At 69.9% G+C, this 14,747-nt stretch carries 9 protein-coding genes; 1 reads left to right on the forward strand and 8 read right to left on the reverse strand.

The window, feature by feature from the left end:
- Nucleotides 1-32: 32 nt before the first annotated feature.
- Entirely contained in the window at nt 33-2,894 is a 2,862-nt protein-coding gene (gene gcvP, locus ACXPWS_RS14115) for an aminomethyl-transferring glycine dehydrogenase (protein ID WP_458713009.1), read from the forward strand.
- On the opposite strand, the gene ACXPWS_RS14120 is transcribed toward gcvP, so the two are convergent.
- The 8 genes from ACXPWS_RS14120 to ACXPWS_RS14155 all read right to left on the reverse strand — a co-directional run bounded on the left by ACXPWS_RS14120 (nt 2,891) and on the right by ACXPWS_RS14155 (nt 14,746).
- Complete coding sequence (locus ACXPWS_RS14120; protein ID WP_458713010.1) at nt 2,891-4,825, reverse strand: vWA domain-containing protein; 1,935 nt, start codon at nt 4,823-4,825, stop codon at nt 2,891-2,893. The two genes, gcvP and ACXPWS_RS14120, sit on opposite strands and share 4 nt — an antisense overlap.
- 53 nt (nt 4,826-4,878) lie before the next feature.
- Nucleotides 4,879-7,065: a malate synthase G gene (locus ACXPWS_RS14125; RefSeq protein WP_458713011.1), complete on the reverse strand. Its 2,187-nt coding sequence runs from the start codon at nt 7,063-7,065 to the stop codon at nt 4,879-4,881.
- Nucleotides 7,066-7,159: 94 nt separating this feature from the next.
- A complete protein-coding gene (locus tag ACXPWS_RS14130) occupies nt 7,160-8,533 on the reverse strand; it encodes an alpha/beta hydrolase (protein ID WP_458713012.1) in 1,374 nt (457 codons plus the stop codon).
- A gap of 84 nt (nt 8,534-8,617) precedes the next feature.
- Nucleotides 8,618-9,802 (reverse strand): lipase family protein, encoded by a 1,185-nt coding sequence (locus tag ACXPWS_RS14135; RefSeq protein ID WP_458713013.1) that lies wholly within the window; start codon nt 9,800-9,802, stop codon nt 8,618-8,620.
- Nucleotides 9,799-10,683, reverse strand: a complete 885-nt coding sequence (locus ACXPWS_RS14140) for a 3-methyladenine DNA glycosylase (RefSeq protein ID WP_458713014.1) — start codon at nt 10,681-10,683, stop codon at nt 9,799-9,801. Before ACXPWS_RS14140 ends, ACXPWS_RS14135 begins: the two co-directional genes overlap by 4 nt.
- Nucleotides 10,676-11,725 (reverse strand): hemolysin family protein, encoded by a 1,050-nt coding sequence (locus tag ACXPWS_RS14145; protein WP_458713015.1) that lies wholly within the window; start codon nt 11,723-11,725, stop codon nt 10,676-10,678. The genes ACXPWS_RS14140 and ACXPWS_RS14145 overlap by 8 nt, the downstream gene beginning before the upstream one ends.
- Complete coding sequence (locus ACXPWS_RS14150) at nt 11,718-13,088, reverse strand: hemolysin family protein (protein ID WP_458713016.1); 1,371 nt, start codon at nt 13,086-13,088, stop codon at nt 11,718-11,720. Before ACXPWS_RS14150 ends, ACXPWS_RS14145 begins: the two co-directional genes overlap by 8 nt.
- Nucleotides 13,089-13,309: 221 nt before the next feature.
- Nucleotides 13,310-14,746: a GuaB1 family IMP dehydrogenase-related protein gene (locus ACXPWS_RS14155; protein WP_458713017.1), complete on the reverse strand. Its 1,437-nt coding sequence runs from the start codon at nt 14,744-14,746 to the stop codon at nt 13,310-13,312.
- Nucleotide 14,747: the final 1 nt, after the last annotated feature.

Genomic DNA, 14,747 nt, shown 5'->3' on the forward strand with positions numbered 1-14,747 from the left:
CGTCCCGCGCCCGCGAACCAGGGGAGATTCTCGTGTCCGTGCACTCCGGTTTCGCCGATCGTCACATCGGCCCTGACGCCGCCGCCATCGCCAGGATGCTCGAGGTCATCGGCGTCGATTCACTCGACGAACTGGCCGAGAAGGCGCTGCCGGCCGGCATCCTGGACGCGGTGTCCGGGGACGGGCTGGCTCCCGGCCTGGACCGGTTGCCTGCGCCGGCCACCGAAGAGGAATCCCTCGCCGAGCTGCGTGCGCTGGCCGACTCCAACACCGTGGCCATCTCGATGATCGGGCAGGGCTATTTCGACACGCTGACGCCACCAGTGCTGCGGCGCAACATTCTTGAGAACCCGGCCTGGTACACCGCCTACACCCCGTACCAGCCCGAGATCAGCCAGGGCCGCCTCGAAGCGCTGCTGAACTTCCAGACCATGGTCAGCGACCTGACCGGGCTGGACGTGGCCAACGCGTCGATGCTGGACGAGGGAACCGCCGCCGCCGAGGCGATGACACTGATGCACCGCGCGGGGAAGGGTCCGTCGAACCGGTTGGCCGTCGACTCCGATGTGTACGCCCAGACCGCGGCGGTGATCGCCACCCGCGCCGAGCCGCTGGGCATCGAGATCGTCACCGCAGATCTGCGCGCCGGCCTGCCCGAAGGGGACTTCTTCGGTGTCATCGTGCAGCTGCCCGGCGCCAGTGGCCGGGTCGACGACTGGACCGAGCTGGTGGCCCAGGCCCATGAGCGCGGTGCGCTGGTGGCCGTCGGTGCCGACCTGCTGGCACTCACCCTGATCGCCCCGCCCGGGGATATCGGCGCCGATGTCGCCTTCGGCACCACCCAGCGCTTCGGTGTGCCGATGGGCTTCGGCGGACCGCACGCCGGATACCTGGCGGTGCACACCAAGCACGCCCGCCAGCTGCCGGGCCGGCTGGTGGGCGTCTCGCAGGATGCCGACGGCAACCCGGCCTACCGGTTGAGCCTGCAGACCCGCGAACAGCACATCCGCCGGGACAAGGCCACCAGCAACATCTGCACCGCCCAGGTGCTGCTCGCGGTGATGGCGGCCATGTACGCCAGCTACCACGGCGCCGACGGGCTGGCCGCGATCGCCCGGCGCGTACACGGCCGGGCCGCCGCCGTGGCGGGCGCCCTGGGCGACGCGCTGGTGCACGAGAGTTTCTTCGACACCGTGCTGGCCCGGGTACCCGGTCGCGCCGACGCGATTGTCGCCGCGGCCAAGTCGCACGGGATCAATCTGTGGCGGGTGGACGCCGATCACGTGTCGATCGCCTGCGACGAGGCCACCACCGAGGCGCACGTCGCCGCGGTGCTGGATTCGTTCGGGGCCGCGCCGGCGCCGGCCGCCGGCGTAGTCAACCCGGCCGGCGCCGCCGGCAACGACCCGATCGACCGCACCGCCAGAACCTCCAGCTTCCTCACCCACCCGGCCTTCACCCGGTACCGCACCGAGACCGCGATGATGCGCTACCTGCGCTCGCTGGCCGACAAGGACCTGGCCCTGGATCGCACCATGATCCCGCTCGGATCCTGCACGATGAAACTGAATGCGGCCGCGGAGATGGAGCCGATCACCTGGCCGGAGTTCGCGCGGCAGCACCCGTTCGGCCCGGCGTCGGACACCCCGGGCCTGCGCCGCCTGATCGCCGACCTGCAGGACTGGCTGACCGGTATCACCGGGTACGACGAGATCTCGCTGCAGCCGAACGCCGGCTCGCAGGGGGAGTACGCCGGCCTGCTGGCGATCGCGGCCTATCACGCCGAGCGCGGCCAGGGGCAGCGCGATGTGTGCCTCATCCCGTCCAGTGCCCATGGCACCAATGCCGCGTCGGCGGCGCTCGCCGGGATGCGCGTCGTGGTGGTGGCCTGCCGACCCAACGGTGACGTCGACCTCGACGACCTGCGGGCCAAGATCGCGCAGCACGCGGAAAACCTTGCGGCGCTGATGATCACGTATCCGTCGACGCACGGCGTGTATGAGCATGATGTGGCCGAGATCTGCGCGGCGACCCATGATGCCGGCGGCCAGGTGTACATCGACGGGGCCAACCTCAATGCGCTGGTCGGCCTGGCCCGGCCGGGTCGCTTCGGGGGTGACGTCAGCCACCTGAACCTGCACAAGACGTTCTGCATCCCGCACGGCGGCGGCGGTCCGGGTGTGGGACCGGTGGCGGTGCGCGCGCATCTGGCGCCGTACCTGCCCGGTCATCCGCTGGCCGGGGAATTGACCGACACGTACACCGTTTCGGCGGCACCGTACGGGTCGGCCTCGATTCTGCCGATCACCTGGGCCTATATCCGGATGATGGGTGGAGCCGGGCTGCGCAAGGCGTCGCTGACCGCGATCGCCTCGGCCAACTATGTGGCCCGCCGCCTCGACGAGTACTACCCGGTGCTCTACACCGGGGAGAACGGCATGGTCGCCCACGAGTGCATCCTGGATCTCAACGGCATCACCAAGGCCACCGGCGTCACCGTCGATGATGTCGCGAAACGGTTGGCCGACTTCGGTTTTCACGCGCCGACCATGAGCTTCCCGGTCGCCGGAACGCTGATGGTGGAGCCCACCGAGAGCGAGGACCTGGCCGAGGTGGACGCGTTCTGCGACGCCATGATCGCCATCCGCGCCGAGATCGACAAGGTCGGATCGGGGGCGTGGGCGAAAGAGGACAATCCGCTGCGCGGCGCCCCGCACACCGCCGAGAGCCTGCTGGTGTCCGAGTGGTCGCACCCGTACACCCGTGAGGAGGCGGCCTACCCGCTGGGCAAGGACTTCCGCCCGAAGGTGTGGCCGCCGGTCCGGCGCATCGACGCGGCCTTCGGTGACCGCAACCTGGTGTGCTCCTGCCCGCCGGTGGAGGCGTTCGCCTAGCCCAGTACCGCGGCCAGCGCCGCCGCCAACTCGGGACCCGCCGAGTTCGCCACGTTCTGGTATTGGCCGCCGCTGGCCTGGGCGACCGCCTCCCAGGTGGCGCGGTCCTGATCGGCCCCGAAGTCGATGACGTTGACCGCGACCGGGCGGGCCGGGTTGGCCGCACCCTTGATGTAGTCGACCAGCCCGCTGCCATCCAGGCTCTGGTCGGTGTGCGGGCCCGCGGTGATCACCAGGACCGAATTGGGCTGCCCCTCACGGAAACCGGACAGCGCATCACCGTAGATCAGCCGCAGGGTGGTGAAGGACACCGCGCCACCGCCGGATGCGGATTGGGCGTCCAGGCTCGATTTGAGGACGGCCGAGCGGGGCTGGCCGGCGACGGGGTCGCCGAGTGGCCCGGTGCTGACCTCGGATCTGCCCGCCACCCCGTCGAAGGTCCACAGGCCGACCGCCGATGTCGGCGCCAGGGCCTGCAGCCGCGCGTTCAGGGCGGCCGCCACGTTGGCCAGCCGGCTCTTGCCGCCCTCGTCGGCGTTCATCGACTGGTCCAGCATGATCGTCACCGTCTGGCCCTGTGCGGGGGCGCTGAGACCCGCGGCCATGGTGGCCCTGGTCTCGCTGTCGCCGACCGAGAGCGGCTGGCCGACCGGAGCGAAATCGGTCACCGGACTCTGCGGAGCCGGCGCCCCCTCGGCCCGGAACCCGGCCTTGGCGAACGCCGCCAGCTGCTCGGGTTTGCGCATGAACCGGTCGAATTCGCTGGCCGCGCCCATCTGCTCCTGGGACAGCCAGTCACCGCCGAGCAGCACCGCCGGATAGTCGGCGACCGCCGCGGGCCCCGGTGGCGTCCACGAGCTCAGTTTCTGGGCGGCGTCGGACAGGTCGGCGCCGCGCTTGAACAACTGTTGCTCGGTGGTCACCACCGCGTGCACCGGGGCGCCGGCCGGGTTGGCGGCGTTCACCAACGCGTCCAGCGCGGTGACCGCATTGGTGTCGGCGAGCTTGGGTGCTCCGGCCAGCAACGTGTGCACCGCACCCACCCCGGCGGTGGCCGGGGCGCCTTCGGGAGCCGACGCGGCGGCCACCGCCTCGGCGGCCAGATAGGTGGCATCGGCGTTACCGGTCAGCGGTAGCGCCAGCTTGAGTGAACCCCAACCCGACAGGCTGGAGTCCAGCGCGGCCGGGTTGCCCTGCAACGCCGGCAACGTCGACCAGTTCTGCTGCGACAAGGCGGGTTTCAGCTCGGGGCGGATGGCCAGCAGAACCGGGGAAGTGACCAGCGGCCGGCTGTTGCTCACCGTCTTGGCGCCGGCGGCGCTTTCCAGCCGGGCCTGGGACACCGTGCTGGCCGGGATCCACAGCGCCGGCCGGTCACCGAGGTCGGCGGGCCACTGCCCGACGAAACCGTTGACGACGGCATCGGAATCGGCCGGCCGCACCGCCACCTTCACGCACTTGTCGCCCACCGGGGCGGCGTTCTTGGTGTACGTCTCGGCAAGGGTGCGGACCTGATCGGCGATCGTCGGGTCGGCCAGCACCGAGACGGTGACCTCACCCTCGACACACCTGGCCGCCGCCTCCTGGCTACGACTGGACAGCGCATCGCCGAAGAATCGCCACAGGATGAACGCGCCGACCACCACCACGACGGTGACCAGTGCGGCGATGACCGCCGGGCTGACCTTGCGCCGCCCGGGGGTGATGGCCCGGTGGCTTCCGGTCCACTCGCCGGAGTCCCAAGTGCGCTGGGATCCCGTCGTCGTCAGCGCCCGGGTGGGCGGCTCGTCGTCGGAGAAACGGCCGTCGTCACCGGCGAAGAACCCGCCGTTGTCGCCGGCCGGATCCTCGGGTGGCGAACCCTGGCCGAAGCCGGGGTCCCCGAAGTCGTCGGCGGGATCGTCCGGTCCGGGAATGCTGTGCCTGCCCATTCCTCACCTTCGTGCTCGTCGTCGAATGGTCTTCGGGCCCAGCCGCTATCGAGTCACCTGGTGGCGGCGCGGGCTTTGAACTCCCGACGGCGCCGGTGCAGGATCGGTTCGGTGTAGCCGTTGGGCTGTTGCGCACCGGACAGCACCAGTTCCTGCGCGGCCTGGAAGGCAATACTGGCATCCGGGTCCGGGGCCATCGGCAGGTAGTCGGGATCGCCCGCGTTCTGCCCGTCGACCACGGCCGCCATCCGGCGCAGGCTGGCCTTCACGTCATCTTCGGTGATGACACCGTGGCGCAGCCAGTTGGCCAGCAGCTGGCTGGAGATGCGCAGGGTGGCGCGGTCTTCCATCAGCGCGACATCGTGGATGTCGGGCACTTTCGAGCAGCCGACACCGGCGTCGATCCAGCGGACCACGTAGCCGAGGATGGACTGGCAGTTGTTGTCCACCTCCTCGCGGATCTCCTCCGGCGCCCAGGCCAGCTCACCGGACAGCGGGATGGTGAGCAGTTCGTCGATGCCGGCACGGGTCTTGCCCTGCAGTTCGGCCTGCACCGCGTACACATCGACCTCGTGGTAGTGCATGGCGTGCAGGGTGGCCGCCGTCGGGGACGGCACCCACGCGGTGGTGGCGCCGGCCCTGGGCTGGCCGATCTTCTGCTCGACCATCTCGGCCATCAGATCGGTCATCGCCCACATGCCCTTACCGATCTGGGCGCGGCCGGACAGACCGGTGGCCAGACCGACATCGACGTTGGCGTCCTCGTAGGCCTTGATCCACGGCTGGGACTTCATGGCGCCCTTGCGGATCATCGGGCCGGCCTCCATCGAGGTGTGGATCTCGTCGCCGGTGCGGTCCAGGAAGCCGGTGTTGATGAACACCACCCGATTGGCGGCGGCCTGGATGCACGCCTTCAGGTTCAGCGTGGTGCGCCGCTCCTCGTCCATGATGCCGACCTTGAGGGTGGCCTGCGGCAGGCCCAGCACATCCTCGACGCGGCTGAACAGTTCGCAGGTGAACGCGACCTCGTCGGGACCGTGCATCTTGGGCTTCACGATGTACACCGAACCGGTGCGGCTGTTCTTGTGGGGACCGTTGGCGCCGTCGTTCTCCGAGCCGTCCTTCAGCCCGTGGATGGCGATCAGGCCGGTGAACAGCGCGTCCTGGATGCCCTCCGGAACCTCCGTGCCTTCGTCGCCCACGGTGATGGCGTCGTTGGTCATCAGGTGTCCGACGTTGCGGACGAACAGCAGGCTGCGACCCGGCAGGGTCAACTCGCCGGCACCGTCGGGGGTGGTGAAGGTCCGGTCGGGGTTGAGCACGCGGGTGAAGGACTTGCCGCCCTTGCTGACCTCCTCGGCCAGGTCACCGCGGTTCAGGCCGAGCCAGTTGCGGTACCCGAGCACCTTGTCCTCGGCGTCGACGGCGGCCACCGAGTCCTCGAAGTCCATGATCGTGGTGATCGCCGACTCCAGCACGACGTCCTTGATGCCGGCCTTGTCCGTCGAGCCGACGGGCGACTTCGGGTCGACCAGGATCTCGATGTGCAGGCCATGGTTGACCAGCAGCACCGACCACGCCGGGGAGCCGAGTTCGCCGGTGTACCCGACGAACTGATCGGGGTCGGCGAGCGTCGGGGACAACACGCCGTCGGTGATCTTCACTTCGGCGATGTCGGCCCAGGAACCTTCGGCCAGCGGGACGGCCTGGTCCAGGAAGTTGCGGGCGTACGCGATGACCTTGTCGCCGCGCACCCGGTTGTACGACGAGCCCTTCTCGGCGCCGCCCTCTTCGCTGATCACGTTGGTGCCGTAGAGCGCGTCGTACAGCGAGCCCCACCGGGCATTGGCGGCGTTCAGCGCGAACCGGGCGTTGAGGATCGGCACCACCAACTGCGGGCCTGCCGTGCTGGTGATCTCGGTGTCGACACCGGAGGTGGTGATGGTGAAGTCCGCGGGTTCGGGCTGCAGGTAGCCGATCTCGGCGAGGAAGGCCTTGTAGCCGGCGGCGTCGAACTCGCCGATCACCCGGGCGCGATGCCATTTGTCGATCTGCGCCTGCAGATCGTCACGGCGGGCCAGCAGGTCCTCGTTCTTCGGTGCCAGGTCGGTGACTACCTTGTCCACACCCGCCCAGAAGCTGTCGGGGTCCACACCGGTACCCGGCAGCGCCTCATCGGTGATGAAGTCGTACAGCACCTTGGCGACCCGAAGATTGCCGACGGTCACGCGCTCGGTCATATTTCCTCCCATTAAGCGTCGAGCAAGTTTACCCGCGAGTAACCGCGGTCAGATACGCAGCACCTGCGTCGTGGGACCCGCCACATCGGTGCCGTCATTGTGGCGCGCCCGGTAGCGCTACCACTGGAACTTGAGGTGTTCCCAACCGTCCGGCCAGCCAGGGCAGCGCATCGGCGAACACCCGGGCGGCGGTGGTGAAGCTGTGGTCGCCGTTGTCCGGCACCACCGCGCACTCGATGCCGTAGCCGCTGGCCATCGAACACAGGTGCTGTGCGACCGCACCGTGCTCGGTGGCGATGGCGTCCGGGTCCACCGGCGCGACCGGGGTGTCCGTCGCCGCCGCGCGACGGTGCGTCGGCTGGCCCGGCCCGGAGACCGCGAACCAGGCCGCGACGCCGTCGTATGGGCCGTGCCGGGCCATCACGGTCTGCGGGTCGAAGGACAGGTAGGCGTCCAGGTCGCCGCCGAACAGCCGCGCCACTGTCTGCTTCTTGGAGCCGGCGTTGGGGCCGATCTGGCCGTCGATGTCGAGGAATGCGCTGAACTTGTCCGGGTGCATCAGCGTGGTGGTCAGCGCGCAGGTGCCCCCCGCCGACCAGCCGGCGATGCCCCAGTTCGCGGCCTGCGCGCTGGCGCCGAACCGGGAGATGACGAACGGCAGCACGTCCTTGGTCAGGTGGTCGGCGGCGTTACCGCGTGGGCCGTTCACGCATTCGGTGTCGTTGGTGAAATCACCACTGGTGTCGATGAACACCAGAATGGGCGCGTTGCCGGCGTGCGCCGCGGCGAAGGCGTCGGCGGTGGCCCTGGCGTCGCCCGTGCTGGGCCAATCGCGTGGCGTGCCGAACTCGCCGCCGGCCATCACCACCGCGGGCAGCGCCGGGGGAGGGTCGCTGGCGAACCAGGCCGGCGGCAGGTACACCAGCTCGTCGCGGTGCCGGAAGCCGGAGGCGTCCGGGCCGTCGCTGGGGATGGCGACCGACACCATGACCCCGTGCGCGGGCCGCTCGCCGCGGCTGCGCATTTCGCGCACCGTCGCCTCGTCGACCTCGTGGGGCAGCTGGGCGCCGGTGACCCGATCCGAGACCGCGCCCACCGTGGGCAGGTAACCCGTCCAGGTGTTGACGGTCACGGCCACACAGAGCGCGCACAGCGGTATGGCGGCCACGGCGGCGCCGCGCCGGACCCAGCCCACACTGCGCCAGCGCGCGACGGTCAGGACCACCGCCAGGCCGGTGGCGGCGATCCACAGCCACAACAGAGGACCGGCCGGTTCGTCGGCCAGGGCGTGCGAGTCGACGAACCAGTACGCGGCGCCGGCCAGGGCCGCGCCGACGGCGATTCCCAATGGGATCCAGCGCAACCAGAACCGGCTCGAGGTGCGCCACAGCACGACGACGAGGACCGCCACCGTGATCGCCTGGATGACGATCGGCAGCCATCCATGCGTCAGCGACAGGCCGGTCACGTCTCAAACATAGCCTGGGACATCGGCGCACCTCCGGCGCCGGCGCGGCCGACGTGTCGCCGCACAAATGTGCTGGATCGGTGGCTACCGCGGGCAATCATTCTGGGCGGCAATCGAATTGAACCGGTCGGTGATCCAGCCCAGCGCCCTGGCCGGATCGCCGTCGGCGACTGTGCCGAAGGACACAACGTCACCCATGCCACATGCGCGGCTCAGGGCGCGGTCGGTCCACGCCTGGGGGATCAGCCCGCCGGGCCGGTCGGCGGTCACCAGCATCGGCGCGGCGGTGGGCCCCTGCGGCAGTGACGTCTTCAACAGGTAGCCGCGCAGCGCGTCGGTCGCATCGGAACTCGAGGGGGTCAGGTCGGCCGGGGTCATCTCGGCCATCACCTTGGTGCGCTCTGGCGACGTCCCGCCGATACAGCCACTGAGCGCGTCCCAGTTGGCCTTCACCACACCGTGCCGGTAATCGTCGATCCTGAAATCGGTGTACTCGTTGGCCAGTGCGGACAGGTACTGGTGCAGGATCAGCATCTGCTCGTTGTTCAGGGTGCCGGTGGCCGCCGCGTCGGCCAGGCCGTCCAGGGCGGCGGTGGGTGCCGCGGCCACCACTCCCACCAGCTGTGCCGCGCCGCCGTAGTCGGTCGCGAGTTCGTTGGCCGCCCAGACCGCCTGGCCGCCTTGTCCGGTTCCGTAGCCGGCCCAGCGACCCGAGGTGCCCGGCACCAGTTTGGCGGTGGCGCGCACCGCATCCAGCACGTTGTAGCCGGCGGTGGTGGAATCCAGGAACGGATGCGGATCCTCGTCGAGGCCCAGTCCCTGGTAGTCGGGCACCGCGACGACATAGCCGGCCTGCAGGAAGGTCTCGGCCGTCAACGTCAGGCCGCGAAGGGTCGGGGAAAGTGAAGGCGCACAGCCGGATTCGCTGCCGGTATTGGGATGGGCCAGCACCACCAGCTGCCATCCGCCGGGCGGCGGCGCGCCTTTGGGTACCAGCACGGTGCCGGTCGCCTTCACCTGGGTGTCACTGATGCCCGACGTCGACAGGTAGACGATGCGGGCGGCCACCGAGGTCTTGTCCGCCACCTCGTGGTCGAGGTTGGGCAGCGAGTTGGCCGACACCAGCGTGCCCGGGCCGCTACCGCTGAAATCCCCTGGCAGCGCCGGACCGAAGGTCGGCGTCGGCTTGGCCGCCGGGGGAGCACCACAGCCACCGAGCAGGCCGCTCACCGAGGCCAGCGCCGCCAGCGCCGCCAGTGCTCGTCTCACCGGGCCGCCCCGGCGATCAGGTCCACACAGTGGTCGCGCACGGCGCCGCGCAGTTCGGCGGCCCGGCGGGCCACCTCCTGCTGGTGTCGGACGTAATCGGTGCGCCCGGCCGCGGTCTCGATCTCGATCGGTGCGATGCCGTACGCGCGCAGGTCGTATGGGCTGGCCCGCATGTCCAGCAGGCGCGCTGTGTGGGCCAGCTCCAGGCAGTCCATCAGCAGTTCGGAGGGCACCAGTGGGCCGAGCTTGTAGCACCACTTGTACAGATCCATGTTGGCGTGCACGCAGCCCGGTTGCTCGTGACGCAGCTGGTCTTCGCGGCTCAACGGCTCATGGTTGCGTCCGACGGCGTCCGGCGTGAAGAAGCGATAGGCATCGAAATGGCTGCACCGCAACGGCATCGATTCGAGCACGGCGTCGGTGCCGGCCGGGCCGAGGCGCAGTGGGACGCCGTCGTGACGAATCTCGCGGGTGCGGTACGCCATCGCCCATTCGTGCATGCCGAAGCAGTTGAGCCGGGCCGGCCGGCTCGCGGTGGCGGTCAGCAGGTCGGCGACGAAGGTGACGGTGGCCAGCCGGGCGGCCAGGAACTCCGGACTCACCGTGACCGCCGAATCGCAGCGCCGGTAGCCGGTGCGGCCCAAGAACTTCTCGGCGGCTGCGCCGTCGAGCGCCGTCCCGAAACCGGGGTGCCACACCGCCAGCTGGCGCGGCCGGAAGCTGTAATAGGTGAACAGGAAATCCCACACCGGGTGCTTGGCGCCGGCCCGGGCCCGGGTGCGGTGCGGGGTGAGCACCCGCTCGGCCCGTTCGGTGTGCCGGCGTTCCCGGTCGGTCCACTGCGCTTCGCCGAGCAGGGTGCGGGTGGCGGTGTCAGACACGGTGGGTTCCGTCGCGCACGGTACCCACCAGGTCCTCGACCAGATCTTCCAGCGCCACCATCGCGGTGATCCGGTCCTCGGTGGTGACCGCGGCCAGGTGACTCTTGTTGCGGCGCATCCGGGACAGCGCCTCGGGCACCGACAGCGAGGCGGGCACCTTGATCAGCGGGCGCACCATCGTCGCGTCGAGCACCGCGTCCGGATCGTCGACCAGGCCCAGCACGTCCTTGATGTGCAGATAACCGAGCACCGTCCCGCCGTGGTCGGTCACCGGGAAGCGGGAGTAGCCGGTCTCGGCGAGTGCGCTCTGCACGGCGCCGACGGTGGGCCCGGCGCCCGGAGCGGCCACCGGTATCGCGCGGATCTCGCGGAGCGGGATGGCCACGTCGACGACGTAGCGATCGCGGATCTGCAGGGCCCGGGTCAGCCGGGTGTGCTCCTCGTGGTCGAGCAGACCCTCCGAGCGGGATTCGGCGATCATCTCCGACAGTTCGACGGTCGACACCGCGACGTCGAGTTCGTCCCTGGGTTCCACCCCCACCAGGCGCAGCGTGCTGTTGGCCGCCCAGTTGTAGAACGCGATGAACGGTTTGGCCAGCCTGATGTAGGCCAGGTACGGCGGGACCAGCAGCATCGCGGCGGTCTCCGGTCCGGCGATGGCGATGTTCTTCGGCACCATCTCACCGAGCAGCACGTGCAGGGTCACCACCACTGCCAGCGCCACCACGAACGAGACGCTGTGCAGCACTGCCTCGTCGATGCCCAGCAGCGCGAACGGTTTCTCCAGCAGATGCGCGACGGCCGGTTCACCGACACGGCCCAGCAGGATCGAGCAGATGGTGATGCCCAGCTGTGCACCGGCCAGCATCAGCGACAGGTTCTCCGCGGCGTGCATCACCGTGACGGCGCGTTTCTTGCCCTGCTCGGCGAGCGCCTCGAGGCGGTCGCGGCGGGCCGAGATGAGCGCGAACTCGGCACCGACGAAGAACGCGTTGGTGCCCAGCAACAGCACGGTGAGCACGACGGCCAGCAGATCACTCATGCTGGGACCCCGCGTCCTGGTTGTCGTGCCGGTGGCCGATTTCGGTCAGTTCCAGCAGGTCGATGCGCCGGCCGTCCATTCGCAGCACGGTGGCCTGCCAGCGCACCGGGTCGTCCACGCTGTCGGGATCGAAGGCGCGCAACTCCACCGTCTCGCCGACGTCGGGGATGTGGCCCAGCTCTTGCAGCACCAGCCCGCCGATGGTCTCGTAGTCGCCCTGTGGGGCGCGGAACGGTGTCTCGGAGTCGACCTCGTCGATGCGCAGCAGCCCGGACACCTGCCAACCGGTGCGCACGTGCACCACGTCGGGGGTGGCGTCGTCGTGTTCGTCGCGGACGTCGCCGACGATCTCCTCGATCAGGTCCTCCACCGTGACCATGCCTGCGGTGCCGCCGTATTCGTCCACCACCATCGCGGTCTGCAGGCCGTTGGCCCGGATCTGGGTCATCACCGCGTCGCCATCGAGGGTGGATGGCACCGTCGGCACGGGAAGAGCCAGCGCGGCCAGCCGGGTGCCGGCCCGCTCGCCGGGCAGCACTTCGAAGACCTGCTTCACGTGCACCATGCCGATGGTCTGGTCCAGGTCGCCTTCGACGATCGGGAAGCGGGAGTGCCCGGTGCGGATCGCGGCCTCGACGAGGTCGGCCACGGTGTCGTCGGCCTCCAGCGTCTCGATCAGCTGGCGCGGGGTCATCAGCTCCTCGGCCGAGCGCTCACCGAACTGCAGCGACCGGTCGACCAGCAACGCGGTGTCCGGGTCCAGCGATCCGCTGCGCGCGGAATTACGCACCAGGGACACCAGTTCCTGCGGTGAGCGCGCGGAACGCAGTTCCTCGGCGGGTTCGATGCCGAGCCTGCGCAGGATCCAGTTGGCGCTGCCGTTGGTCGCGTTGATCACCGGCGTCAGCAGCCTGGAGAAGTACCACTGCGGGGCGGCGGCGAAGCGTGCGGTCGGCAGGGCCTTGGCGACGGCGAGGTTCTTGGGCACCAATTCACCGAAGATCATCGACACCGAGGTGGCGATCAGCAGCGCCAGCACCAGGGCGATGCCGTCGACCATGTCGGCGGGGATGCGGATCGCCGCCAGCGGGGCGTGCAACAGCCGGGCGACCACCGGTTCGGCCAGGTAGCCGGTGGCCAGGGTGGTGATCGAGATTCCGAGCTGGGCGCCGGACAGCTGGAACGACAGGCTGCGGTGCGCCTTACGGATGAACTCGTCGCGCCGGCCGCCGGTGCGGGCGTTGGCCTCGACGGTGCTGCGTTCCAGCGCGGTGAGGGAGAATTCGGCCGCCACGAACAGCGCGGTACCTGCGGTCAGCGCGATGAACGCCAGCAGGGAGAGAAGGGTCATGGTGAGGCTCATCGTGACCTCACCGCACCGATGCCGGGCCGCCAGCCCGGCCGGCTAGTGGAAGGCTCGGGATCGCCGGCGTCCGGGGCAGGTGCCTGAGGCCCGAAGCCCGATTCTGAGCCGTGGGCTTCCACGGGTGCCTGTGGCACGGGTTCCCTTTCGCCAGGTCGGCGCCGCACTGTGGATGGCGCCGGGAAGCCTCAATGGTAGCTTGCCGCACCGGATGCGAAGGTTCACCAACCGCTGGGCAGCGGATGTCCTTCGGCGAACCCGGCCGCCGACTGCACGCCGAGAATCACCTTGTCGTGCAGTTCGGGCAGCGTGGTCGCGCCGACGTAGGTGCAGGTGCTGCGCACACCGGAGGTGATGTGGTCGAGCAGGTCCTCGACGCCACCGCGGGTGGGGTCCAGGGCCATCCGCGAGGACGAGATGCCCTCCTCGAACAGCGCTTTGCGGGCCCGGTCGAACGCGCCGTCACCGGCGGTGCGGGCGGCGACCGCGCGCTTGGAGGCCATCCCGTAGCTCTCCTTGTACAGCAGCCCGTCGCGGTCGCGCAGCAGGTCACCCGGGGATTCGTAGGTGCCGGCGAACCACGAGCCGATCATCACGTTGGACGCGCCGGCGGCCAGTGCCAGTGCCACGTCCCGGGGGTGCCGCACCCCACCGTCGGCCCACACGTGGGCGCCGAGTTCCTTTGCCGCCGCGGCGCATTCGACGACGGCCGAGAACTGCGGGCGCCCGACGCCGGTCATCATCCGGGTGGTGCACATGGCGCCCGGTCCGACACCGACCTTGACGATGGTGGCGCCGGCGTTGATCAGGTCGCGGGTCCCCGCGGCCGACACCACATTGCCCGCCGCGATCGGCAGGCCGAGGTCGAGGGCGGCCACCGTGGCGATGGCGTCGAGCATCTTGGCCTGGTGGCCGTGCGCGGTGTCGATGACGAGCAGGTCGGCGCCGGCCCCTGCCAGCCCGCGCGCCTTGGCGGCGACATCACCGTTGATCCCGACGGCGGCGGCGATGCGCAACCGTCCGTCGGCGTCGACGGCCGGGGTGTAGATACCGGCCCGGATGCTGCCGGTGCGGGTGAGCACGCCGGCCAGTTCGCCGTCGGTTCCGGTGAGCACCGCGACACCGACGGGGGCGTGCTCGAGCAGGTCGAACACCTTGCGCGGATCCGTGCCGGCCGGGGCGGTGACGAAATCGGTCAGCGCCACATCACGCACCCGGGCGAACCGGTCGACGCCGGCGCAGGCGGCCTCGGTGATGATGCCGACCGGGCGGTTCCGGTCGACGACGACCGCGGCACCGTGGGCCCGCTTGTGGATCAGTGCCAGCGCATCCGACACCGCGCTGTCGGGGGACAGCGTGACCGGGGTGTCGGCCACCAGGTCGCGGCTCTTGACGAAGTCGACGGTCTCGGCGACCGCGGACAGCGGCAGGTCCTGCGGCAGCACCACGATGCCGCCGCGGCGGGCCACCGTCTCGGCCATCCGGCGGCCGGCCACCGCGGTCATGTTGGCCACCACCACCGGGATGGTGGTGCCGGATCCGTCCACCGTGGACAAGTCCACGTCGAAACGCGATGCGACCTGCGACCGGCCGGGCACCACGAAGACGTCGTTATAGGTCAAGTCGTACGGCGGCGTGTGCCCGTCAAGAAACCTCACC

It is taken from the genome of Mycobacterium sp. BMJ-28 (assembly GCF_054404835.1).

Bases quoted from the DNA above. Each gene is read 5' to 3' on its own strand.
- ACXPWS_RS14120 (WP_458713010.1), bottom strand. From the start codon at position 4,825: ATGGGCAGGCACAGCATTCCCGGACCGGACGATCCCGCCGACGACTTC.
- ACXPWS_RS14125 (WP_458713011.1), bottom strand. From the start codon at position 7,065: ATGACCGAGCGCGTGACCGTCGGCAATCTTCGGGTCGCCAAGGTGCTG.
- ACXPWS_RS14145 (WP_458713015.1), bottom strand. From the start codon at position 11,725: ATGAGTGATCTGCTGGCCGTCGTGCTCACCGTGCTGTTGCTGGGCACC.
- ACXPWS_RS14150 (WP_458713016.1), bottom strand. From the start codon at position 13,088: ATGAGCCTCACCATGACCCTTCTCTCCCTGCTGGCGTTCATCGCGCTG.